This window comes from Pseudomonas sp. DTU12.1, from assembly GCF_009873475.1.
GTDB lineage: Bacteria > Pseudomonadota > Gammaproteobacteria > Pseudomonadales > Pseudomonadaceae > Aquipseudomonas > Aquipseudomonas proteolytica.
In genome coordinates, this window is the sequence record NZ_CP045254.1 from 4,467,543 (window position 1) to 4,488,481 (window position 20,939).

Below are 20,939 nucleotides of genomic sequence, written 5' to 3' on the forward strand. Positions count from 1 at the left end.
GGCAGGGTCAGGCAACCTGCGGCTTGTGGGCCACAAAGCGCATCATCCATTCCGCCACGGTGACGCCGTGGTGGTCGCGGGCAAGGCTGGCGACGCCTTGCTGATAGATCTGCTCGCCGAGGTTGAGCTGGCGAATATCGAGCAAGGCCCGGGAGTAGTCGTGGATAAACTCCGGATGCCCCTGGAAGCACAGCACCTGGTCATTGATGTGATAAGCGGCAAACGGGCAGAAATCGCTGGAGGCAATCACCGTGGCGTTTTCCGGCAAGGCCGTAACCTGGTCCTGATGGCTGATCAACAGGGTCAGTTCTTCCACCACCGGGCTCATCCACGGGGCCTTGGCGGCCAGTTGATAGTTGTGGGTGCCCACGCCCCAGCCCTGGCTCGCGCGCTCGCTCTTGCCGCCCAGCAGCAGCGCCAGCAGTTGATGGCCGAAGCAGATGCCGAGCAGCTTGTCGCCCCGCTCGTAGCGGTTCAGCAGGTAGGCCTTGAGGGTTTCAATCCACGGGTCGGTGGCGAAGGAGTCCGCCTTGCTGCCCGTCACCAGGTAGGCGTCGAACACTTCGCTGTCAGCCGGGTAGTCACCTTGCATCACGTTGTAGACGATGAACTCGGCGGCAATCGGCTGCTGTGAAAACAGGCGCTGGAACATCTGCCCGTAACCTTGATATTGATCGACCAGTTCCGGACGCAGGATATCGGTTTCCAGAATGCAGACGCGTAGCGACATAAAAAATACCTGACACGGTGATGGGAATAACGCACACCCACCAGCCTGCCCTGAAATACCCTTTCAAGGCAAGCCCCAACCACGCCCTGTAGGAACCGGCTTGCCGGCGATGAGGCCCTTGAGTTCAACGTGGAATTCAAGGTCGCCATCGCCGGCAAGCCGGCTCCTACGGGGATCAGTGTGTGGCTAGAACGTGGTGCCTTGGGCGGCCTTTTCCAGCAGCAAGGCCGGCGGGTTGAACCGCTCGCCGTATTGCTCGGCCAGGTAACGCGCCCGCGCCACGAAGTCGTTCAGCCCGTACTGGTTGATAAACTGCAACGCCCCGCCGGTCCAGGCGGCAAAGCCGATGCCGAAGATCGAACCGATGTTGGCATCGGCGGTGGACATCAATACGCCCTCCTCCACACACCGCACCGTTTCGATAGCCTGGATAAACAGCAGGCGGTCGCGCACGTCCTGCGCCGAAATCTGCTGGCCGGGTTTTTCAAAGCGCACCTTGAGCTCCGGCCACAGGTATTTCTGGCCACCACTGGGGTACTCGTAGAAGCCACCACCCGCCGCCTTGCCTGGGCGCTTGTACTCATTGAGCAACAGGTCGATCACCGCAAAGGCCGGATGCTCGGGCAGTGCCTTGCCTTCGGCCTGCAGATCCTTGGCTGTCTGCTGGCGGATATGGCTCATCAGGCTGAGGGAAACTTCGTCAGAGATTGCCAGCGGGCCAATCGGCATCCCGGCCTTGCGCGCTTCAGTCTCGATCATCGGCGCAGCCACGCCTTCGCCAAGCAAGGTGATGCCTTCGTTGGTGAAGGTACCGAAAACCCGCGAGGTGAAGAAGCCACGGCTGTCATTCACTACAATCGGGGTTTTCTTGATTTGCAGTACGAAATCAAAACCGCGGGCCAGGGTTTCATCGCTGGTATTGGCGCCCTTGATGATTTCCACCAGGGGCATTTTTTCCACCGGGCTGAAGAAGTGCAGGCCAATAAACTTGCCTTGATCAGGCACCGCGCTCGCCAGGCCGCTGATGGGCAAGGTGGAGGTATTGGAAGCAATCACCGCCTCGCCCCCTACCACACGCTGGGCCGCCGCCGAGACCTTGGCCTTGAGGTCGCGGTCTTCGAATACCGCTTCGATGATCAGGTCGCAACCGGCCAGGTCAGCGTCGCTGTCTGTCGGATGGATCCGCGCCAGGGTGCTGTCGCGCTGCTCAGCCGTCAGTTGCCCACGGCTGACTTTCTTGTCCAGTAGCGCCGCCGAATGGGCCTTGCCCTTCTCTGCCGCCGCCAGCGTCACATCCTTGAGCACCACGTCCACCCCCGCCGATGCGCTGGTGTAGGCAATCCCTGCGCCCATCATGCCGGCACCGAGGATGCCGACCTTGCGCGTGACATACGGCGCAAACCCCGCAGGCCGTGAGCCACCGGCGTTGATCTGGTTAAGCTGGAACCAGAAGGTGCCGATCATGTTCTTCGCCACCTGGCCGGTGGTGAGTTCGGTGAAGTAGCGGCTCTCGATCAGGTGCGCGGTGTCGAAGTCCACTTGGGCGCCTTCCACGGCGGCACAGAGGATTTTCTCCGGCGCTGGGAAGCAACCATTGGTTTTGCTGCGCAGGATCGACGGTGCAATGGCAAGCATCTGCGCAACTTTTGGGTTGGACGGCGTGCCGCCGGGGATCTGGTGGCCCTTGATATCCCAAGGTTGCCTGGCCGCAGGATTGGCCAGGATCCAGGCCCGGGATTTGGCCAGCAGCTCATCACGGTCTGCCGCCAACTCGTCGATCAAGCCCGCTTGCAAGGCCTTTTGCGCGCTGACCTTCTTGCCTTCGAGCAAATACGGCAAGGCCTTCTCCAGGCCCAGCATGCGCACCATGCGCACTACTCCGCCGCCGCCCGGCAGCAGACCGAGGGTCACTTCCGGCAAGCCGATCTGTACGCCAGGATGATCCAGCGCCACCCGATGCTGGCACGCCAGGCACAGCTCCCAGCCACCGCCGAGGGCTGCGCCGTTGATCGCGGCCACCACCGGTTTGCCGAGGGTTTCCAGGCTGCGCAATTGCGCCTTCAGGCCCAGGACCATGTCGTAGAACGCCTTGGCGTGCGGCTTGTCGACTTTGATCAGTTCATTGAGGTCGCCGCCGGCAAAGAAGGTTTTTTTCGCCGAGGTGATGATGACCCCGGCGATCTCATCCTTATCAGCCTCCAGCCGCGCAACAGTGGCGGCCATGGCCTCGCGGTAGGCCGCGTTCATGGTGTTGGCACTCTGGCCAGGCATGTCGAGGGTCAGCACCACGATCTGGTCCTGGCCTTTTTCGTAACGAATGGCATCGGTCATGACAGATTCCTTAGGCTCAGAGGCGTTCGATAATGGTCGCGATACCCATGCCGCCGCCCACACAGAGCGTGGCCAGGCCGTAGCGCTGCTGGCGCACCTCCAGTTCATCGAGCAAGGTGCCGAGGATCGCGCAGCCCGTGGCCCCCAGCGGGTGGCCCATGGCAATCGAACCGCCATTGACGTTGACGCAGGCGGCGTCGATGCCCATGTCCTTGATGAACTTGAGCACCACCGAGGCAAAGGCCTCATTGACTTCAAATAGGTCAATGTCCTCGACTCGCAGGCCGGCCTTGGCCAGGGCCTTGCGGGTGGCGGGCGCTGGGCCGGTGAGCATGATGGTCGGGTCGGTGCTGGTCACCGCCGTGGCGACAATGCGCGCCCGCGGTTGCAGGCCCAGTTCGCGGCCCCGGGCTTCGGAGCCGATCAACATCAAGGCCGCGCCATCGACAATTCCGGAGCTGTTACCCGGTGTGTGCACATGGTGGATGCGCTCGACATGGCTGTAGACCCGCAGGGCAGTGGCATCGAAGCCCATCTGGCCCATCATTTCGAAGCTGGGCTTGAGCTTGCCCAACCCTTCGAGGGTCGAATCGCCACGGATGAATTCGTCGTGCTCCAGCAGCACGATACCGTTCTGGTCCTGCACTGGAACCAGGGATTTCTTGAAGGAACCGTCTGATCTGGCCCGTGCCGCTTTCTGCTGGGAGTGCAAGGCGAAAGCATCGACATCTTCGCGGGTGAAACCCTCCAGGGTGGCGATCAGGTCGGCGCCGATCCCCTGGGGTGTGAAGTGGCTGTGCATATTGGTCTGCGGGTCCAACACCCAGGCCCCGCCGTCGCTGCCCATGGGCACGCGCGACATGGACTCGACACCGCCCACCACCACCAAGTCCTCGAAGCCGGAGCGCACCTTCATCGCGCCGAGGTTGACCGCCTCCAGGCCCGACGCGCAGAAGCGGTTGACCTGCACACCGGCGACGCTCACATCCCAATCAGCCACCAGCGCAGCGGTCTTGGCGATATCCGCGCCCTGGTCCCCAACGGGCGTAACGCAGCCAAGCACGATGTCATCCACTTGGCGGGTATCCAGGTCGCTGCGCTGCTGCAGAGCGGTGAGCAAGCCGGCCACCAGGTTCACCGGCTTGACGCTATGCAACGCGCCATCGGCCTTGCCTTTGCCCCGGGGCGTGCGTATCGCATCAAAGATCAAAGCTTGGGTCATGACGTCCTCGAACCACTGTGCAATGGAGCTCTCAAGGCGAGAGCCGACCGTGCCCTTACCTTAAGCGCCACGAGGGCAGATTCAATGACCAATGCGCTCATTGACCTTGACGACCGCGCTCAGACGAACGGTAGCGGACTGTCGGAAACACCGGGTTAATCGTTTTAGCTGTCTAGCCAAGGGCCTGGCGCGAAGATGGCTATATGCCTCATACCTTTTTAAAAGGATTTAAATATAACTTGATATGAAAGCGATCTAAGCCACGCCGCACATGGGCTCTAAGGTTGAATCAGTAAGAAGTGTATGAAGCTGCTGCCGGGTCTTGCTGGAGCAGCTGTAAGAAAAATGCCATCTAGTCGGCTTAACGTAACGAATGGATGGTGCTTGCATCGGCGCATTTGACGCTCAGGAATAACAACAAAAGGCAGTCAGCCATGTTCAAACAATCGAAAGTTCGCCAGGCGGGGCTAATTCTCTTCGCCACTACTCTGATTCTGATTTTGCCCAATCTCACCAAGATCATTGGCTGAGCAGGCAGGTCACACCTCGACATTGCAGCCTTTGGCAGCACCGCCCGGGCAACCGCGTAAAGCGCTCCCGTGGCTGGGGCTGTCTTTTTTTGCATACAGTTGAGCGGCGGTTTTCCGCTATCGTAGCCCGTATCGCCATTGCCACATGGGCTGCGCCTTGAAACAAATCATTGTGCTACTACTGGTCCTGGTCGGCCCCGCCAGCGCCGCCGAGTTAACCATCGAGCTGGATCACAGCCGCACCACCTGGCACACCGCCGAGCTGCTCAAGCATCCGGCTGCGCAGACCGTGCAGATCGTCGATGACGTTTCCTACAAGCGCAATATGACCTATCGCGCCGTACCGATGGCCGCACTCTTACCGGGCCTGACCGTGCAGAACCATGTGCAGGCGGTGGCGCTCGATGGTTTTGCCGCCGAACTGGCCGCCGCGCCGCTGCTTGCGCAAAGCGGCGCGCAGGCGTGGCTGGCGGTTGAAGATCCAGCCCGGCCCTGGCCACCCTTGGCCAATGGCAAGCCCAGCGCCGGCCCGTTCTATCTGGTGTGGACCCAGCCCCAGGCGAGCGGGATCAGCCCGGAACAATGGCCCTTCCAGATCTCGACGATCAAACAACTGAAAACCGTTGCCGAACGCTTCCCGGCGCTGCTGCCCGACCCGGCTTTAGCGGCGGATGATCCGATCAACCAGGGGTTCGCCCTGTTTCAGAAAAACTGCCTGGCCTGCCATCGTCTAAATGGCGCGGGGGACGCGCAGGTAGGACCGGACCTGAATGTGCCCTACAGCCCGACCGAGTACTTCGGCAGCGACTTCCTCAAGCGTTATATCCGCGATCCCCAGAGCCTGAGGCATTGGCCGCAGGCGAAGATGCCGGCGTTTGCCGCCAGCGTGTTGCCTGATGCCGAACTGGACCTGCTGGTGGGGTATTTGAAGCATATGGCCGCTCGCAAAACCGACACGTCCCTGTAGGCATCGGCATCTACACAATTTTGCCGCAGCGCATAAATCCTGGCAGAGAGGGCTGTTGTGGCGGGCGGGAGATGCGGTGTATCAGATACTCCGTAGCGGCTGGTTTTGGGGCTGCTTCGCAGCCCAGCGCGGGGCGAGCCCGCTCGCCACAGGGGAGTTCGTCAGTGTCTGAAAGTTGTGTAAATACCGATGTCCTGTAGGAGGCGGCGGGATTATTGCTGCTGCACCAGGATCACCGGGGTCGGCGCCACGAATACCCGTGCGTGCATCTGCTCATGCCCGCCGCCACGCCGCATGCCGCGCACCGGGCACGCGTCGAGGTAATCCAGGCCCACGGCCAGTTTCAAATGGCGCTCGGGGCGGGCCAGTTGGTTGGTCACATCGAAGCTGTACCAGGCGTCATCCAGCCAGGCTTCAGCCCAGGCATGGCTGGCCAGGTGCTCGCTGTCCTCACTGTACAAATATCCCGACACATACCGCGTAGCGATCCCCAGGCTGCGCGCGCAGGCCAGGAAGGCGTGGGCGTGGTCCTGGCAAACACCCGCACGCCCGGCGAACGCCTCGGCCGCACAGGTCTCCACTTGCGTGGCTCCCGGCACATAGACGATGTGCTGGTTGAGGGCGTGCATCAGGTCGATCAGTGCATTGCGATCCCGACGTTTGCCGCAGTGCTGTTGGGCAAAGGCGCGCAGGGCCTCGTCCGGTTCGGTCAGGCGCGTGGCACGCTGGTAGGGAAATGGCGATTGGCTGTCATGTTCGGCCTCGCGCCACTCGTCAATATCCACCTGGCCGCGAGCACCGATGATGATCGATTCATGGGGCTCATCCATGGTCAGCACATGCAGGATATTGCCGAACGGGTCCAACTGGGCCCGCACCGGACGCGGCAAATCGAGCTGCCAACTGAGTACATGCTGGCGCTCGCTGTCGTGAGGCGTCAGGCGCAAATATTGGATGCTGGCGCGCACCTGGTCTTCGTAGCGGTAGGTGGTTTCGTGGCTGATGGAAAGTCTCATGCCGCCTCCAGGTAGGAATGATGAATGGCGTTACCCAACTGGCGTACCAGTGGGATGAAATCGGTCAGCCAGGCGTGCAGGCCTTCCTCGAGGATTTCGTCAATGGCCGTAAAGCGCAGGCGTGCGTCCATCTCGGCAGCCAGGCGCTGGGCCGGGCGGCCATTGATGCCAGGCAGGCTGGCAAGAATCTGGTCGATTTCTTCACTGCACGCGCGCAAAGAACGCGGCACGTCGGCGCGCAGCAGTAACAGTTCGGCCACCTGGCGAGCACCGGGCGCATCACGGTAGATCTCGGTGTAGGCCTCGAATGACGACAAGGCGCGCAGCAGCGCACTCCATTGGTAATAGGCATGGGCGGTGCCATCAATCACCACTTCGGCCTGGTCCCCGGCCATCTCGTAGCGGGCGTCCAACAGGCGCAGGGTGTTGTCGGCCCTTTCGATAAAGGTGCCAAGACGAATAAAACGAAAGGCGTCATTGCGCATGATGGTGCCGTAGGTCGCGCCGCGAAACAGGTGGGAACGTTCCTTGACCCACTCGCAGAAACGGCTCATGCCATAACGGCTCAGGCCTTCCTGGGCGATGACGCGAATATCCAGCCAGGTGGCGTTGATGTTTTCCCACATGTCCGCGGTAATCCGCCCACGCACGGCATGGGCGCTGGCGCGGGCCGCCCCCAGGCAACTGTAGATACTCGCCGGGTTGGCGGCGTCCAGGGCGAAGAAATGCAGCAGGCGCTCGGCGTGTAACTCGCCGTGACGCTCGCGGTAGTCGTCCAGGGTGCCGGTGATCAGCAGGGGCATGGCCAGTTCGTGCAAGCCATCGCCGCGCCCATCCTGGGGCATCAGTGACAGCGAATAGCTGACATCCAGCATGCGCGCGAGGTTTTCCGCGCGCTCCAGATAGCGTGACATCCAATACAAATCCGAGGCAGTTCTGCTCAACATGGTTTTATTCCTCGACCACCCAGGTGTCTTTGGTGCCACCGCCCTGGGACGAGTTGACCACCAGCGAGCCTTCGCGCAGCGCCACACGGGTCAGCCCCCCCGGCACTACGCGGGTTTCCTTGCCAGACAGGACGAACGGCCGCAGGTCGATATGCCGGGGCGCAATGCCGTTTTCGACAAAGGTCGGGCACGTCGACAGGCACAGGGTCGGTTGGGCGATGTAGGCATGGGGCTTGGCTTTGATCCGCGTACGGAAGGCTTCGATCTCGGCGGCCGTGGCGGCCGGGCCGACCAGCATGCCGTAGCCACCGGAACCTTGGGTTTCCTTGACCACCAACTCCGGCAGATTCGCCAGGACGTGGGAAAGCTCGTCAGGCTTGCGGCATTGGAACGTCGGAACGTTCTTGAGGATCGGCTCTTCATCCAGGTAAAAACGGATCATGTCGGTGACGAAGGGATACACCGACTTGTCATCCGCTACCCCGGTGCCAATGGCATTGGCCAGCACCACGTTGCCCGAACGGTAGGCGGCCAACAGCCCCGGCACGCCGAGCATCGACTCCGGGTTGAAGGCCAGCGGGTCGAGGTAGGCATCGTCGAGGCGACGGTAGATCACGTCCACCGCCTTGGGACCGTCAGTGGTACGCATGAACACGCAGTCGTCACGCACGAACAGATCGGCGCCTTCCACCAGTTCCACGCCCATTTCCCGGGCGAGGAAGGCATGTTCAAAAAACGCGCTGTTGAATCGCCCGGGCGTCAGCACGACCACGCTGGGGTTCTCCAGCGGGCTGGCGCTTTTCAGGGTGTCGAGCAACAGATTGGGGTAATGATCGATCGGGGCGATGCGCTGGGCCGCGAACAGTTCGGGGAACAGGCGCATCATCATCTTGCGGTCTTCGAGCATGTAACTCACACCGCTGGGGGTGCGCAGGTTGTCTTCCAGCACGTAGTAGCTGCCGTCGCCATCCCGTACGAGATCGACACCCGAGACGTGGGAATAGATATCACGGTGCAAATCCAGGCCCTGCATCGCCAGTTGGTATTGCTCGTTGGCCAGCACTTGCTCGGCCGGAATGATCCCGGCCTTGATAATCCGTTGGTCGTGATACAGGTCGGCAAGGAACAGGTTCAATGCCTTGACCCGCTGAATGCAGCCGCGTTCGACCACTCTCCATTCGCTGGCGGGAATGCTGCGCGGGATGGTATCAAAGGGAATCAGGCGCTCGGTGCCCTGCTCATCGCCGTACAGGGTGAAGGTGATACCGGCGCGGTGAAACAGCAAATCGGCTTCACGCCGGCGCTGGGCCAGCAGTTCGGGCGGGGTTTCAGCCAGCCAACGGGCGAACTCGCGATAGTGAGGCCGGACCTGGCCGGCCTCATCGTACATTTCATCGTAATAAGTGCGGATCATGCCGAACTCCTTGTCACCCGGACGCAACGGACTGTCGCAAGGCCCGTGCCAGCGGCATAAACACTTAAGTATCAATCAGTTGGATATAGTCAAAAGCAGCGCCGCACCGTCCTGGTGCAGCAAATGCCCGGGCCTCGCCCCGCACGCTTCATAGAGACGCAGGCATTGCCTATCACCAGCATAGTCAGAGTTGATTTCACTGCCGGGGAATGCCTGCGGATAATCACCCACATTCGCTGAACAGGATTCGTCCTACAGCATCTCCACAGCACCGTCGGTAATTTGCCTGTGCAAATACTGATCGGTTCCCCTTCTCACCGATCTTCCCTTTTGGCCACCCTGCTCCGGTGGCCTTTTTTTGTGCCGGTTTTTTCATATTTAGTTCCCGGCACTTTGCACCGCCACAAACAAAATCGGCCGACCCAAGGGTCAGCCGATACGCTGCGTTATTGATCATGTGTCTACATGGGTAACCCACGAACCTCGTGCTTGACGCCCCACCCTTCGATAATCCCGCCCAAGGGCTCGACTACCGCCTCAAAGTCCTGCTCGAAATCACCGATACCGTCATAGGTGGCGAACATGACCTTGCTCAATTCCAGGAACCAGGCACCGTCATCCCGTGCGCTGACCTGGGCATTGATGGACTCCCCACGAAACCGACCCGCAGCCCGGCGCGCACGTTCCTCATCCGGGAAAATGGCGTAGAACTCGATGGGGTGGAAACGCGAGAAGTCAAAGCCGCCCTCTTTCATGCGGCGTAACACGTGGGTGCTGATGTCTTCTTGATAGGCTGTGCTCATGAAACGTCCTCCTCAACCGATGGATAGACTTTCCGTGCTTCCCAGGGCCTGCGCGTGAACGGCGCAGGTGGACGGCAATGACATCACCGCAGGAAAACAAGCATGTAGCTGACAAGACCAGACCTTAGCGATTCATTCGCTGATCTCTCTTGCAGAGTAGCGCGAAGCTATCAGCTCCACCAGCAGCGCTTTAACGACGTACAGGGAATGTTCAGGGGGCGGGAGAAATGTCGAGGATCTGGATACTGTTCTGGTCCTTCAGGCTTTTGACCGTCGGCTCGGCGATCCGGCCGTCCAGATCGTTGAGGTCCAGTTGAGCGGGGATGGGCAGCAATTTGGCGCGAATCATCTGTGCGGCGTCTTCGAGGCTGGGCTTCTGCGCGCAGCTGAACAGCTCTACGGACTGCACACCGTGATCATCAACGAAGGTAACTTGCCAGTTTTGCATCAGTGCCTCCTCGATAAAGCCCATGGATGGGCTCACATCTATCTGGACCTTGAGGGCGCGATGATCGTTCCACTCAAGGCTGGAGGCACTGCTCGGCTGCGCTTAAGGCTTCTCGGCGCGTTCCTTGAGGGCTTTCAAGGTATTGAAGGGCGCGTCAACCACGAACTTGTTGGCCAACCAGGACGGCACGCTGCCACCAGGCTCGGTGTGGACCTGGTAGGTCACTTCAGTCTGGTCGGCGCCTTTAGGCACCAGTTTCCAGAAGCCCTCGACCTGGGCCACACGCACATAGCCTTTCTCTTCCGGCAGATAGGTGGGCACTTCCAGCAACTTGCGGGTCACGCTGCCGTCGGCGGCCTGGGTCGTGGTGATTTCCAGGATCGAGTCACGATCGGTGACTGGGAACGGGGCTTTGAATTGGGTGTAGGTCCAGCTCTTGTCGCCTTCCTTCTTGAGCAGCTTCTGCGACTTGCATTCGTGAATCCACTTACAGGCACCGACTACATCGTCCTGCAGGGCCTTGATCTTGGCCAATGGCGCCTTGATCACAGTAACGCCGCGATAAGCCTTGTATTTGGACCCGGCCACTTCACTCAAGGCAACCTTGATACCTTCCTCGTCCTTGGCAACCTGCCATTCTTCTGCCTGTGCGGCAGCCGCAAACAACACTGTAAAACCGCACAACACAGCCATTCGTTTCAGCGAACCCATTGTTGTATTCCTTATTGTTGAAGTTCTGACATTAAAGCCCACTACGCCGCCGTCATCTGCTCCCACCAGCCGATCAACCTGATCGCTTCTTCCTGGCTAGTACCACAGACCTCAAGATCCGCCGCGAAGGCACCGCACACCGCGGGCCGTTCAGGCAGGCCAAACAATTGGCACAGCTGTTCGACCGACAGATGCAGGCAGCGTTCGCCCGCGGGTTTGCCATTGGGCATACCGGGCAACGGCGAACTGATGGAAGGGGCTATACAGCAGGCGCCACAGCCTTCACGGCATTTCATGACCAGCAGGTCCTCGACGACAAAGTGTTGATGGCCGGGCTAGAGTACGCCCTAAAACATCCGTTTTAAAATGGTCTAACAGGGGTTTTTCGCAGAAAACAAAAGTGACTGACCAGTCTGCGACAGAAGGTCAGGGGATCAGGTCACTTTGGCAGGCAAGATTAATTCTTGAACTCAAAATCCAGGGCCGCGCCTTCTACATCGCGTCGCTCTTCATTGCGCATTTGCAGTTGCATTTCGTTGCTCAGCAAGCGCCCGTTGATCTGGAATGCGCTGTTATCCACCGGTTTCTCATCGAACATGGGCGGTAACAAAGGGACGTTCTTGGGTTGCGGCATGGTGCCGAGGGGTTGCAAATGCCGCACCATTTCCTGGGGTAGGCTGAGGTCCAAACGCGCTGGTGGCAGTTGGGTCTGCGCTACTTCACGCGCCGACTTGGACTTGCTCGCGATGGGTGCGCGCTTCTTCACCTTCGCCGCTTTTTTGGCCGCGGCGGTTTGTTTTGCCTGGACCGTTTTTTTAGCCGGCGTCGGCTTTTGTTCGGCGGCTGCCAGCACCACTGGCGCACTGGCAGGCGCTGCCAGTACAGACGTGGTGTTGCACAGGCTCGCCAGACAGATCAACAGCGCGGCAGGAAAAATAGAGGTCATATCGCCAACAGCATTAACGGCAGAAGGCCATATGCTCGCTTGTTGAGCGCGGCATGACAAGCGCGGTGATTAGCCAGCTACCGTTCATGCCCCGTTTTGGCGCTTCAAAAACCACCCGCTGCCTCTTGGCATAACTGGTTGGCCAGCATGCCCAGGGTCATCAGGGCGCGCTCCGCCTCGCGATTCCACGGCGTGCCGCAATTGAGCCGAATACAGTGGTTGAACTGTTCGGTATTGCTGAAGATCAGCCCCGGCGCAATGCTGATGCCCTGCTGCAAGGCGCGCACGTGTAGCTCCTGGGTATTGACCCTGCCCGGCAGGCTGACCCACAGGATAAAGCCGCCCGTCGGCCGGCTCATCTGCGTGCCTTCCGGGAAATACTGCTGCACCGCCAACTGGAAGGCACTGAGATTCTTGCGGTACTCCTGGCGAATGTAACGCAGGTGGCGGTCGTAACCGCCGTTCTCCAGGTACGCCGCCACCCCCATCTGCGTGACGCTGCACGCCGAATGCGTGCTGAACATCTGCAGGCGCTGGATCTCCTGCTGGTATTTGCCGGCAATCATCCAGCCGATACGCACGCCCGGGGACAGGGTCTTGGAGAAACTGGAGCAGTAGATCACCCGATCCAGGCGGTCATAGGCCTTGAGGGCTTTGGTGCGGCCCAGTTCGAACATCAACTCGCCGTAGATATCGTCTTCGACGATCTGGATATCGAAGTCAGAGGCCAGGCGCAGCAGTTGTTTCTGCCGCTCTTCGGGCATGGTACCGCCCAGGGGATTACTCAGGCGGGTGGTCAACACCAGGGCCTTGATCGACCACTGGTTGGCCGCCAACTGCAGGGCTTCCAGGCTCATGCCGGTGGCCGGGTCGCTGGGAATCTCGATGACTTTGAGGCCAAGCAGGTCGGCCAGTTGCAGCAGCCCGTAGTAGGTCGGTGATTCAGCGGCGATCAGGTCACCGGGGCGGGTCAGCACCCGCAAGGACATCTGCAATGCATCGACACACCCGTGGGTGATCACCACTTCGGACGGATCGACCACCACCCCGGCATCGCGCATACGGATAGCGACCTGGCGCCGCAGCGGCTCGAAACCCGGGCTGAACATATAGCTGAACGCCCGTGGGCTCTGGAAGCGCGTGACCTTCGCCAGTTGCTGGTGCAGCGCCCGCACCGGCAAGTAATCGACACTGGGCACGGCGGCACCCAACGGGAACACCCCTTCGCGACGTGATTCCACCAGGACCTGCTGGATGATACTGCTGCGAGTGACCAGGCCGGGGCGCTCGACCCGGGCGATATCCGGCGTCGGGGCGGTCAGGGCCGGCGTCTGGTGCACGTAATACCCGGACTGCGGCCGCGCACGGATCAACCCCTGGTCTTCAAGGTTGGCGTAGGCCTGTAACACTGTGGCATGACTGACATTGAGCTGGGAGCTCATCTTGCGCACCGATGGCACGCGCTCACCCGGTTGATAGACACCGCGCCGGATATCCTCAGCCAACTGCTGGGCGATACGTTGGTAAAGCAAGAGATTGGTCATGACGCAGCACTCGATTTCACGGGTATTTTATTTTTGTGTGAAACATACCGGCACAGTTTAGAAGTGTACGGGGACAGTTGCCACAATAGTCGACGACGAGCGGCAGTGATAGAAAAAACTGTATGGGTTGAGAACTGAATTGCGGGCATGAAAAACCCGATCAAGGATCGGGTTCTATAGCGGGCGCGCCACATACCCTGTAGGCGCTGGCTTGCCTGCGATGCTGGCGATGCGAGTGTTCAGATGGACCGCGCCGATGCTATCGCAGGCAAGCCAGCTCCCACATCCACCGCACGCGCCCTGGCTCAGCGCGCAGCGCCGAGTTGGCCCTTGTCATCGGAGAAGACGATTTCCACACGCCGGTTCTGCGCACGACCTCGCTCGGAGGCATTCGCTTCCACCGGGTACTGATCGCCATAGCCTTCCACCTGGATGCGTTTTTCATCAATCCCCAGGTCGACCAGTACGTCCGCCACGGCCTGTGCACGGTCACGGGACAGTTTGAGGTTTTCCTGCTCGCCGCCGGTACTGTCGGTATAGCCCTCGATCCGCACCACCCGCTTGGGGTTCAGTTGCAGGAATTGCACGATCTTCAGCACTGTACGGTTGGCGGAGTTTTTCAGCTCCGCCTGGCCGGTGTCGAACAGTACGTCGCCCAAGGTCATTACCAGGCCACGATCGGTCTGGGTGGTGGTCAGGCTGGCGATCTGCTCCTCCAGCCACTTGCCCTGCTGCTGCACGCTCAACAACTTGGCCTCGCGCAGCGCCAGTTGCAGGCGTTGACGTTCCAGCTCGAGCTTGGCCGCACGTTCTGCGTTGAGCACCAGCTCGGTGTGCTCCCGGGCGATGGCGCTGTAGCGCTGGCTCAGGTAGGCGTAATGCACGACGTCGCCACCGCTGCCCCAGTAGCTGGACAGACGGTCGGCGCGGGCCAGGGACTCACCGGCGCGGATCACGTCCTTGGGCGCAATGCGCAATACATTGGAGTCTTCCTTGACCTTCTGGAAATCACTGCCCGCCTGCTGCAACACGGTGTCGCTATTGGGATGGCTGGCACAGCCTGCCAGCACCAAACTGCTCAATAGCAGCCCATATGTCAGGCGGTTCATTGGGCATCTCCCAGTTGCTTGCGCAGGCGGGTGATACGGGTGTTGAGGACATTCAACTGTTCCTGACTCTTTTGCGTCAGCACCCGCGCCTCGGCCAGGCGGGCGTCGAGTTCGGCCTGTTCAGCCTGCATGCGGGCGTCCTTGTAGGATTCGTCAGCCATGTCGGCCTTGGCCTGGGCCAGCTTCGTCTCGGCGAGTTTCAACTCAGGCACGTCGTCAGCGACGGCCCCCACGGCGGCGGCTTGCTCCAGGGCTTGCTGGGTCAGGCGCATTTGCTCATTCGGCGCAGGATCTGCGGCACAGCCCGCCAGCGTTACTACGGCGAGGGCGGCGAAAAGAGGTCGAATAGTCACTAAAAATCCCTACTTTGTTGGGGTACCGACGGGTTGCTGCAACTGCGTCTTCCAGCGTTCGATATTGCGCTGCAACGCGGCTTCCGTCAGACCGGACGCGGCCAATTCTGTCATCTTTTTGGCGAGCTGTCCGCGCAACCACGGATCATTGCAGGCCGAGTTGTGGGAAATCGCCAGGAACAACCCCGGCTGATCAATCGGCAGTTCACGGGCCAGCAGGTCTTTGCTCATGCCCAAGGTCTGGGCCATGGCCATGCCGGAGTATCGTCCGGCCAGCACGTAGTCCACTTCACCAAGCAGCAGCTTCTGCAAGGCCGGGGTCACGGTTGGCAGGCGTTCCAGGGTCAGGTGTTCACTGGCAAAGGCTTCAAATTCCGGGGACAGGCGCGCCCGCTCCGAGACCGCGCCCTTGTGGCCATGCAGGTCTGCTGCACTGCTATAGACCAGGGGCGAGTCGATGCGGGTCCACACCCGATAATCGGCCTGTATCAGTGCCGGATGGATGTAGTCCAGGGTCTCCAGTTCGCTGACACTCAACGGCGCATCGACCAGCATGTCCATGCGCCCGCTGCGTACTTCCTCAAGGGCCAGGGAGCGCTTGCCGCCATACAGCAGGTCGATTTTCAGCCCCAATTCCTTGGCCACTTGTTGCAACACATCAGCATTGGCGCCGATCAGGTGGGTGGGGTCTTGCGGATCACGCCACAGATAGGGCGGTGCATCCGGGCTGCCGGTCACCACCAGGCGCTCGCATTTGCCGGCTGCGATAGACAAGGTCGGCAGCAGTGACAGGCCCAGCAGTACAGTCCAGCGACGCAGTTCCATGGCGTGGTTCCCGATCAAAAGTGGCATGCAAAAAAAAGCCCGGTCATAAGACCGGGCTCTTTATAAGTGAAGCGGCTGGTTTAGACCAGCTTCTCCAACTCAGGTACGGCTTCGAACAAGTCCGCCACCAGGCCGTAATCAGCCACCTGGAAGATCGGTGCTTCTTCGTCCTTGTTGATCGCAACGATCACTTTGGAATCCTTCATACCGGCCAAATGCTGGATCGCGCCGGAGATGCCGACGGCGATGTAAAGCTGTGGCGCCACGATCTTGCCGGTCTGGCCGACCTGCATATCGTTGGGTACGAAGCCTGCGTCGACCGCCGCGCGCGAAGCGCCGACTGCCGCGCCCAGCTTGTCGGCCAGGGCGTACAGGTGCTTGAAGTTGTCACCGTTCTGCATGCCACGCCCGCCGGAAACGACGATCTTGGCAGCGGTCAGCTCAGGACGGTCCGACTTGGCCAGTTCTTCGCCAACAAAGCTGGAAGTGCCAGCATCGTGGGCAGCAGCAACTGCTTCAACGGCAGCCGAACCACCTTCGGCGGCAACCGGGTCGAAACCGGTGGCACGCACGGTGATGACTTTGACGCCAGCCGTCGATTGCACTGTGGCAATGGCGTTACCGGCGTAGATCGGGCGCTTGAAAGTGTCGGCGCTTTCGACCGAAACGATCTCGGAGATCTGGTCAACGTCCAGCTGCGCAGCAACCCGTGGCAGGATGTTTTTGCCGTTGGAGGTGGCGGCAGCCAGAATGTGGCTGTAGCCAGCGCCAAGCTCTGCAACCAGAGGGGCAACGTTTTCCGGCAGTTGGTGCGCGTAGGCAGCGTTATCAGCCAGCAGTACTTTGCTCACGCCAGCGACTTTTGCTGCGGCTTCAGCCACGGCGCCAGCGCCTTGACCAGCGACCAGTACGTGGATGTCGCCACCGATTTTGGCGGCAGCAGCAACGGTGTTCAGGGTGGCCGGGGCCAGCACCTTGTTGTCGTGTTCGGCGATTACCAAGATAGTCATGATCAGGCTCTCCAATTCAAAGCACCTTCGCTTCGTTTTTCAGTTTCTCGACCAGTTCAGCCACCGACTTGACCTTGATACCCGCGCTGCGTGCAGCTGGCGCTTGGACTTTGACGGTCTTGTTGGTGGAGGCAGTGGAAACGCCCAAAGCATCCGGAGTCAGCACTTCGAGAGGCTTTTTCTTGGCTTTCATGATGTTTGGCAGGGACGCATAACGCGGCTCGTTCAAACGCAGGTCGGTGGTGACGATGGCCGGCAGTTTCAGGGAAACCGTCTGCGCGCCGCCGTCGATTTCGCGGGTCACGGCAACGCTGTCGCCGCTGACTTCGACTTTGGAAGCGAAGGTGCCCTGGCCGTAACCGGTCAGTGCAGCCAGCATCTGGCCAGTCTGGTTGTTGTCGCTGTCGATGGCCTGTTTGCCAAGGATCACCAGTTGCGGCTGTTCCTTGTCGACAACGGCCTTGAGCAGCTTGGCAACGGCCAGCGAGGTCAGTTCTTCAGCGGATTCGACGAGTACGGCACGATCGGCACCCAGCGCCAGAGCAGTACGCAACTGTTCTTGAGCAGTGGATGGCCCTACCGAAACGACGACGATTTCAGTCACAACGCCTTTTTCTTTCAGGCGTACGGCTTCTTCCACGGCGATTTCGCAGAAAGGGTTCATCGACATTTTGACGTTAGCCAGATCGACGCCGGAATTGTCCGCCTTGACGCGAACTTTCACGTTGTAATCGACAACGCGTTTGACAGCTACAAGAACCTTCATGGATTCCTCGTTACTCTCCGGTGAAAAGGAAGCCGCCCGGATAAACCTGGCGGTAGATGCTCAACGGCGCACAAGGGCACCTCTAAAAACGCAGGCCGTCATGACAGGTAACGTTGCGCGTACTCAATAATAAAGACCGTTCGTCAGCGGTGACTGACAAGTCATTCATCGTCGCAACGTGTAAACTGCGCGCCTGCATTACGTGCGCGTCAACCTGTCGAAGCAGTGCCTTGTCTTTGGACGTGGCCTTGAAACCGGCAGTCCGCCTACGAGAAGCGCAAAACCGACCGTATATTGACCGGAACACCTTTTCCGGTCAATACAGCAAAATGGTCAGATATAAGCCGCGTTGCTTTGATTTACCTAGCTCGCGGGCAATTCAAACAAACGTTTGTATTGGACGCTGAGAGTGGTGTAGATATAATGCGCCACCTAGAGAGAAAGGTGGGTCGTCCCATGCCCTTTTGTAAGAAATTGGCGCAGAAGACGACAGATAAAACACCGAACCTCCACCCATTAGAAAAAAAACTGTTGAGCCTTGAGTAGGAGATAGCCTGTGGAACGCGAATACATGGAATTCGACGTGGTCATCGTCGGCGCAGGGCCGTCGGGCCTGTCTGCCGCCTGCCGACTGAAGCAGAAGGCCGCCGAAGCCGGTAAGGAAATCAGCGTCTGCGTGGTCGAAAAAGGCTCCGAAGTCGGCGCACACATCCTGTCCGGTGCCGTGTTTGAGCCACGCGCCCTGAATGAATTGTTCCCAGACTGGAAAGAGCTGGGCGCCCCGCTCAATACCCCAGTCGTGCGCGACGACATCTATGTACTGCGCAGCAGCGACAGCTCCACCAAGGTTCCAGATTTCTTTGTGCCCAAGACCATGCACAACGAAGGCAACTACATCATCTCCCTGGGCAACCTGTGCCGCTGGCTGGCCCAGCAGGCCGAGAACCTGGGCGTGGAAATCTACCCAGGCTTCGCCGCCCAGGAAGTGTTGTTCGACGAAAACGGCGTAGTGCGCGGGATCATCACCGGCGACCTCGGCGTGGACCGTGAAGGCCAGCCAAAAGACGGCCTGTACACCCCCGGCATGGAACTGCGCGGCAAGTACACGCTGTTCGCCGAAGGCTGCCGTGGGCACCTGGGCAAGCAACTGATCCAGCGCTTCAACCTGGACAGCGACGCCGACGTGCAGCACTACGGCATCGGCCTCAAGGAAATCTGGGAAATCGACCCGGCCAAGCACCAACCTGGCCTGGTGGTCCACACCGCCGGCTGGCCGCTGGACATCATGAGCAACGAGAACACCGGTGGCTCTTTCCTCTATCACCTGGAAAACAACCAGGTGGTCGTAGGCCTGATCGTCGACCTGTCCTACAGCAACACCTTCCTGTCGCCGTTCGATGAGTTCCAGCGCCTCAAGCATCACCCGGTGCTGGCCCAGTACCTGGAAGGCGGCAAGCGCATCAGCTACGGCGCGCGCGCCCTGGCCAAGGGCGGCATCAACTCGCTGCCTAAGATGATATTCAAGGGCGGCGCCTTGATCGGTTGTGACCTGGGCACCATGAACGTGGCCAAGATCAAGGGCAGCCATACCGCAATGAAGTCCGGCATGCTCGCCGCCGACGCCGTGGCTGATCGCCTGTTCGCCGAGTCCGAAGGCGGCGATGAGCTGACCGCCTACGTCGACAGCTTCAAAGCCAGCTGGCTCTACGAAGAACTGTTCGCCACCCGCAACTTCGGCCCGGCGATGCACAAGTTCGGCCCGATCATCGGTGCTGGCTTCAACTGGTTCGACCAGAACATCCTCGGCGGCAAAATGCCGTTCACCCTGCATGACACCAAGCCGGACTACGCCTGCCTCAAGCTGGCCAAGGACAGCCAAAAGATCGACTACCCAAAACCCGACGGCAAGTTGAGCTTCGACAAGCTGAGCTCGGTGTTCCTCTCCAGCACCAACCATGAAGAAGAACAGCCGTGCCACTTGAAACTCAAGGACCCGAGCATCCCGATCGGCACCAACCTGCCGCTTTACGATGAACCGGCGCAGCGTTACTGCCCGGCCGGCGTGTACGAAGTCATCACCAAGGAAGACGGCGAGAAGCGCTTCCAGATCAACGCCCAGAACTGCGTGCACTGCAAGACTTGTGATATCAAGGACCCTTCGCAGAACATCACCTGGGTGACACCGGAAGGCGCGGGCGGGCCGACTTACCCGAATATGTAAGCCATCTGCTTGAACATGAGGCTCTCCACTGGAGAGCCTTTTTTATGGCCGACACAAATCTAATGTGGCAGCGAGCAAGCCCGCTCCCACATTTAGATAGAGGCATCTCTGGGATTTATGCGGCGCGTTCTTCACCCGGGTTACGCTCGAAATAGCGTTTATATTCCCGACTGAACTGCGACGTACTCTGATACCCCACGTTATGCGCCGCCTGCGCCACGCCCATGCCTTCCACCAGCAACAGCTGTTGGGCCTTGAGCAAGCGCAGACGCTTGAGGTACTGCACCGGCGACAACAAGGTGCAACGTTTGAAGTGCTCATGGAACGTCGACGCACTCATATGCGCATAACCGGCCAAGGTCTCGATGTTCAGGGGTTCGGCGTAATGGGCATGCAGGTGGTTCAAGGACGTGGCAATCCGCGAGAACTGCCCCTGCTGCTCCACCAGGGCGCGCAGTACGTCGGCCTGAGGCCCACGCAGCGCAGTGAACAACAATTCCCGCACCCGCGCCGGCCCCATGATCCGGGCCTCCAATGGATCGTGCAGGCACTGCAACAGGCGCTCGACGCAACCGCGCATCGCGTCATCCAGTACCACCGAGCTCATCGACTCCAACGTCTGCGCCGTCGGCGGTGGCCCGGCCTGCATGCCCATGGCCATCACCAACTCGCCCAACACCACCCGATCAATACCCACAGTCACCCCATACAGCGGGGCATCGGCGGCCATGGCAAACGTCTCGCACTCGAACGGCACCGGCATTGCCTGGATCAGGTAATGCCCGGCGCCGTACTCCAGCGTCCTGGGGCCCAGGTAGGCGACCTTGCTGCCCTGGGCCACGAACATCAGGCTCGGTTCGTAGATCTGCGGGCCGCGTGCTACGTCGCAACTGGCGCGCAACACCTTCACACCCGCCAGGTGAGTCGGGGAAAAACCATCGCGGGGCGTCAGCCCCTCAATCAAGGAAACCAGCGTGGCGTTGGCATCAAGATGGCGAGTCAACAACATGGCAAAAACTTCGCGAAAAAGGGATGAGAACATCATC

20 protein-coding genes are annotated in these 20,939 nt (G+C 60.1%); 2 read left to right on the forward strand and 18 right to left on the reverse strand.

The window, feature by feature from the left end:
- Window positions 1–7 precede the first annotated feature (7 nt).
- From GDV60_RS19610 to GDV60_RS19620, 3 genes are all read right to left on the reverse strand, one after another.
- A complete protein-coding gene (locus GDV60_RS19610) occupies window positions 8–730 on the reverse strand; it encodes an amidotransferase (protein WP_029299627.1) in 723 nt (240 codons plus the stop codon).
- A 186-nt stretch (window positions 731–916) separates the two neighbouring features.
- The gene (locus GDV60_RS19615; RefSeq protein ID WP_159908511.1) at window positions 917–3,061 is read right to left on the reverse strand and encodes a 3-hydroxyacyl-CoA dehydrogenase NAD-binding domain-containing protein; all 2,145 of its coding nucleotides are present in this window, start codon (window positions 3,059–3,061) and stop codon (window positions 917–919) included.
- Between the two features lie 16 nt (window positions 3,062–3,077).
- Window positions 3,078–4,283: an acetyl-CoA C-acetyltransferase gene (locus GDV60_RS19620; protein ID WP_159908513.1), complete on the reverse strand. Its 1,206-nt coding sequence runs from the start codon at window positions 4,281–4,283 to the stop codon at window positions 3,078–3,080.
- 687 nt (window positions 4,284–4,970) lie between these two features.
- Between GDV60_RS19620 and GDV60_RS19625 the strand changes: the two genes are divergently transcribed.
- The gene (locus GDV60_RS19625) at window positions 4,971–5,780 is read left to right on the forward strand and encodes a cytochrome c (protein WP_159908515.1); all 810 of its coding nucleotides are present in this window, start codon (window positions 4,971–4,973) and stop codon (window positions 5,778–5,780) included.
- A gap of 212 nt (window positions 5,781–5,992) precedes the next feature.
- Here the strand turns inward: GDV60_RS19625 and GDV60_RS19630 are convergent, their stop codons facing one another.
- From GDV60_RS19630 to GDV60_RS19695, 14 genes are all read right to left on the reverse strand, one after another.
- On the reverse strand, window positions 5,993–6,796 hold the full coding sequence (locus tag GDV60_RS19630; RefSeq protein ID WP_029299635.1) for a transglutaminase family protein: 804 nt from the start codon (window positions 6,794–6,796) through the stop codon (window positions 5,993–5,995).
- The gene (locus GDV60_RS19635; RefSeq protein ID WP_029299637.1) at window positions 6,793–7,743 is read right to left on the reverse strand and encodes an alpha-E domain-containing protein; all 951 of its coding nucleotides are present in this window, start codon (window positions 7,741–7,743) and stop codon (window positions 6,793–6,795) included. The genes GDV60_RS19630 and GDV60_RS19635 overlap by 4 nt, the downstream gene beginning before the upstream one ends.
- Before the next feature lie 4 nt (window positions 7,744–7,747).
- The gene (locus GDV60_RS19640) at window positions 7,748–9,157 is read right to left on the reverse strand and encodes a circularly permuted type 2 ATP-grasp protein (protein ID WP_159908517.1); all 1,410 of its coding nucleotides are present in this window, start codon (window positions 9,155–9,157) and stop codon (window positions 7,748–7,750) included.
- Window positions 9,158–9,618: 461 nt separating this feature from the next.
- The gene (locus tag GDV60_RS19645) at window positions 9,619–9,960 is read right to left on the reverse strand and encodes a ribonuclease E inhibitor RraB (protein WP_029299641.1); all 342 of its coding nucleotides are present in this window, start codon (window positions 9,958–9,960) and stop codon (window positions 9,619–9,621) included.
- A 211-nt stretch (window positions 9,961–10,171) separates the two neighbouring features.
- A complete protein-coding gene (locus tag GDV60_RS19650; protein WP_256588115.1) occupies window positions 10,172–10,408 on the reverse strand; it encodes a hypothetical protein in 237 nt (78 codons plus the stop codon).
- Between the two features lie 102 nt (window positions 10,409–10,510).
- A complete protein-coding gene (locus GDV60_RS19655; RefSeq protein WP_092237549.1) occupies window positions 10,511–11,119 on the reverse strand; it encodes an START domain-containing protein in 609 nt (202 codons plus the stop codon).
- Between the two features lie 41 nt (window positions 11,120–11,160).
- Window positions 11,161–11,415, reverse strand: coding sequence for a YkgJ family cysteine cluster protein (locus GDV60_RS19660; RefSeq protein WP_029299645.1), 255 nt, complete (start codon window positions 11,413–11,415; stop codon window positions 11,161–11,163).
- Between the two features lie 161 nt (window positions 11,416–11,576).
- Window positions 11,577–12,065, reverse strand: coding sequence for a translation initiation factor 2 (locus tag GDV60_RS19665; protein WP_159908519.1), 489 nt, complete (start codon window positions 12,063–12,065; stop codon window positions 11,577–11,579).
- 104 nt (window positions 12,066–12,169) lie between these two features.
- Entirely contained in the window at window positions 12,170–13,609 is a 1,440-nt protein-coding gene (locus tag GDV60_RS19670) for a PLP-dependent aminotransferase family protein (protein WP_029299649.1), read from the reverse strand.
- A 305-nt stretch (window positions 13,610–13,914) separates the two neighbouring features.
- The gene (locus GDV60_RS19675) at window positions 13,915–14,718 is read right to left on the reverse strand and encodes an OmpA family protein (RefSeq protein ID WP_159908521.1); all 804 of its coding nucleotides are present in this window, start codon (window positions 14,716–14,718) and stop codon (window positions 13,915–13,917) included.
- Complete coding sequence (locus GDV60_RS19680; protein WP_029299652.1) at window positions 14,715–15,071, reverse strand: DUF4398 domain-containing protein; 357 nt, start codon at window positions 15,069–15,071, stop codon at window positions 14,715–14,717. Before GDV60_RS19680 ends, GDV60_RS19675 begins: the two co-directional genes overlap by 4 nt.
- Window positions 15,072–15,080: 9 nt before the next feature.
- A complete protein-coding gene (locus tag GDV60_RS19685) occupies window positions 15,081–15,896 on the reverse strand; it encodes an ABC transporter substrate-binding protein (protein WP_092237555.1) in 816 nt (271 codons plus the stop codon).
- Window positions 15,897–15,976: 80 nt separating this feature from the next.
- The gene (locus GDV60_RS19690) at window positions 15,977–16,906 is read right to left on the reverse strand and encodes an electron transfer flavoprotein subunit alpha/FixB family protein (RefSeq protein WP_159908523.1); all 930 of its coding nucleotides are present in this window, start codon (window positions 16,904–16,906) and stop codon (window positions 15,977–15,979) included.
- A gap of 16 nt (window positions 16,907–16,922) precedes the next feature.
- Window positions 16,923–17,672, reverse strand: a complete 750-nt coding sequence (locus GDV60_RS19695) for an electron transfer flavoprotein subunit beta/FixA family protein (protein ID WP_159908525.1) — start codon at window positions 17,670–17,672, stop codon at window positions 16,923–16,925.
- Window positions 17,673–18,228: 556 nt separating this feature from the next.
- On the opposite strand from GDV60_RS19695, the gene GDV60_RS19700 reads away from it, so the two are divergent.
- The gene (locus GDV60_RS19700; protein ID WP_070994632.1) at window positions 18,229–19,893 is read left to right on the forward strand and encodes an electron transfer flavoprotein-ubiquinone oxidoreductase; all 1,665 of its coding nucleotides are present in this window, start codon (window positions 18,229–18,231) and stop codon (window positions 19,891–19,893) included.
- Between the two features lie 115 nt (window positions 19,894–20,008).
- On the opposite strand, the gene GDV60_RS19705 is transcribed toward GDV60_RS19700, so the two are convergent.
- Complete coding sequence (locus tag GDV60_RS19705) at window positions 20,009–20,902, reverse strand: AraC family transcriptional regulator (RefSeq protein ID WP_029299660.1); 894 nt, start codon at window positions 20,900–20,902, stop codon at window positions 20,009–20,011.
- Window positions 20,903–20,939 lie beyond the last annotated feature (37 nt).

Bases quoted from the DNA above. Each gene is read 5' to 3' on its own strand.
- GDV60_RS19660 (WP_029299645.1), bottom strand. From the start codon at position 11,415: ATGAAATGCCGTGAAGGCTGTGGCGCCTGCTGTATAGCCCCTTCCATC.
- GDV60_RS19635 (WP_029299637.1), bottom strand. From the start codon at position 7,743: ATGTTGAGCAGAACTGCCTCGGATTTGTATTGGATGTCACGCTATCTG.
- GDV60_RS19620 (WP_159908513.1), bottom strand. From the start codon at position 4,283: ATGACCCAAGCTTTGATCTTTGATGCGATACGCACGCCCCGGGGCAAA.
- GDV60_RS19615 (WP_159908511.1), bottom strand. From the start codon at position 3,061: ATGACCGATGCCATTCGTTACGAAAAAGGCCAGGACCAGATCGTGGTG.
- GDV60_RS19670 (WP_029299649.1), bottom strand. From the start codon at position 13,609: ATGACCAATCTCTTGCTTTACCAACGTATCGCCCAGCAGTTGGCTGAG.
- GDV60_RS19610 (WP_029299627.1), bottom strand. From the start codon at position 730: ATGTCGCTACGCGTCTGCATTCTGGAAACCGATATCCTGCGTCCGGAA.
- GDV60_RS19630 (WP_029299635.1), bottom strand. From the start codon at position 6,796: ATGAGACTTTCCATCAGCCACGAAACCACCTACCGCTACGAAGACCAG.
- GDV60_RS19640 (WP_159908517.1), bottom strand. From the start codon at position 9,157: ATGATCCGCACTTATTACGATGAAATGTACGATGAGGCCGGCCAGGTC.
- GDV60_RS19650 (WP_256588115.1), bottom strand. From the start codon at position 10,408: ATGCAAAACTGGCAAGTTACCTTCGTTGATGATCACGGTGTGCAGTCC.
- GDV60_RS19675 (WP_159908521.1), bottom strand. From the start codon at position 14,718: ATGAACCGCCTGACATATGGGCTGCTATTGAGCAGTTTGGTGCTGGCA.
- GDV60_RS19695 (WP_159908525.1), bottom strand. From the start codon at position 17,672: ATGAAGGTTCTTGTAGCTGTCAAACGCGTTGTCGATTACAACGTGAAA.
- GDV60_RS19685 (WP_092237555.1), bottom strand. From the start codon at position 15,896: ATGGAACTGCGTCGCTGGACTGTACTGCTGGGCCTGTCACTGCTGCCG.
- GDV60_RS19645 (WP_029299641.1), bottom strand. From the start codon at position 9,960: ATGAGCACAGCCTATCAAGAAGACATCAGCACCCACGTGTTACGCCGC.
- GDV60_RS19705 (WP_029299660.1), bottom strand. From the start codon at position 20,902: ATGTTGTTGACTCGCCATCTTGATGCCAACGCCACGCTGGTTTCCTTG.
- GDV60_RS19665 (WP_159908519.1), bottom strand. From the start codon at position 12,065: ATGACCTCTATTTTTCCTGCCGCGCTGTTGATCTGTCTGGCGAGCCTG.
- GDV60_RS19690 (WP_159908523.1), bottom strand. From the start codon at position 16,906: ATGACTATCTTGGTAATCGCCGAACACGACAACAAGGTGCTGGCCCCG.
- GDV60_RS19655 (WP_092237549.1), bottom strand. From the start codon at position 11,119: ATGGGTTCGCTGAAACGAATGGCTGTGTTGTGCGGTTTTACAGTGTTG.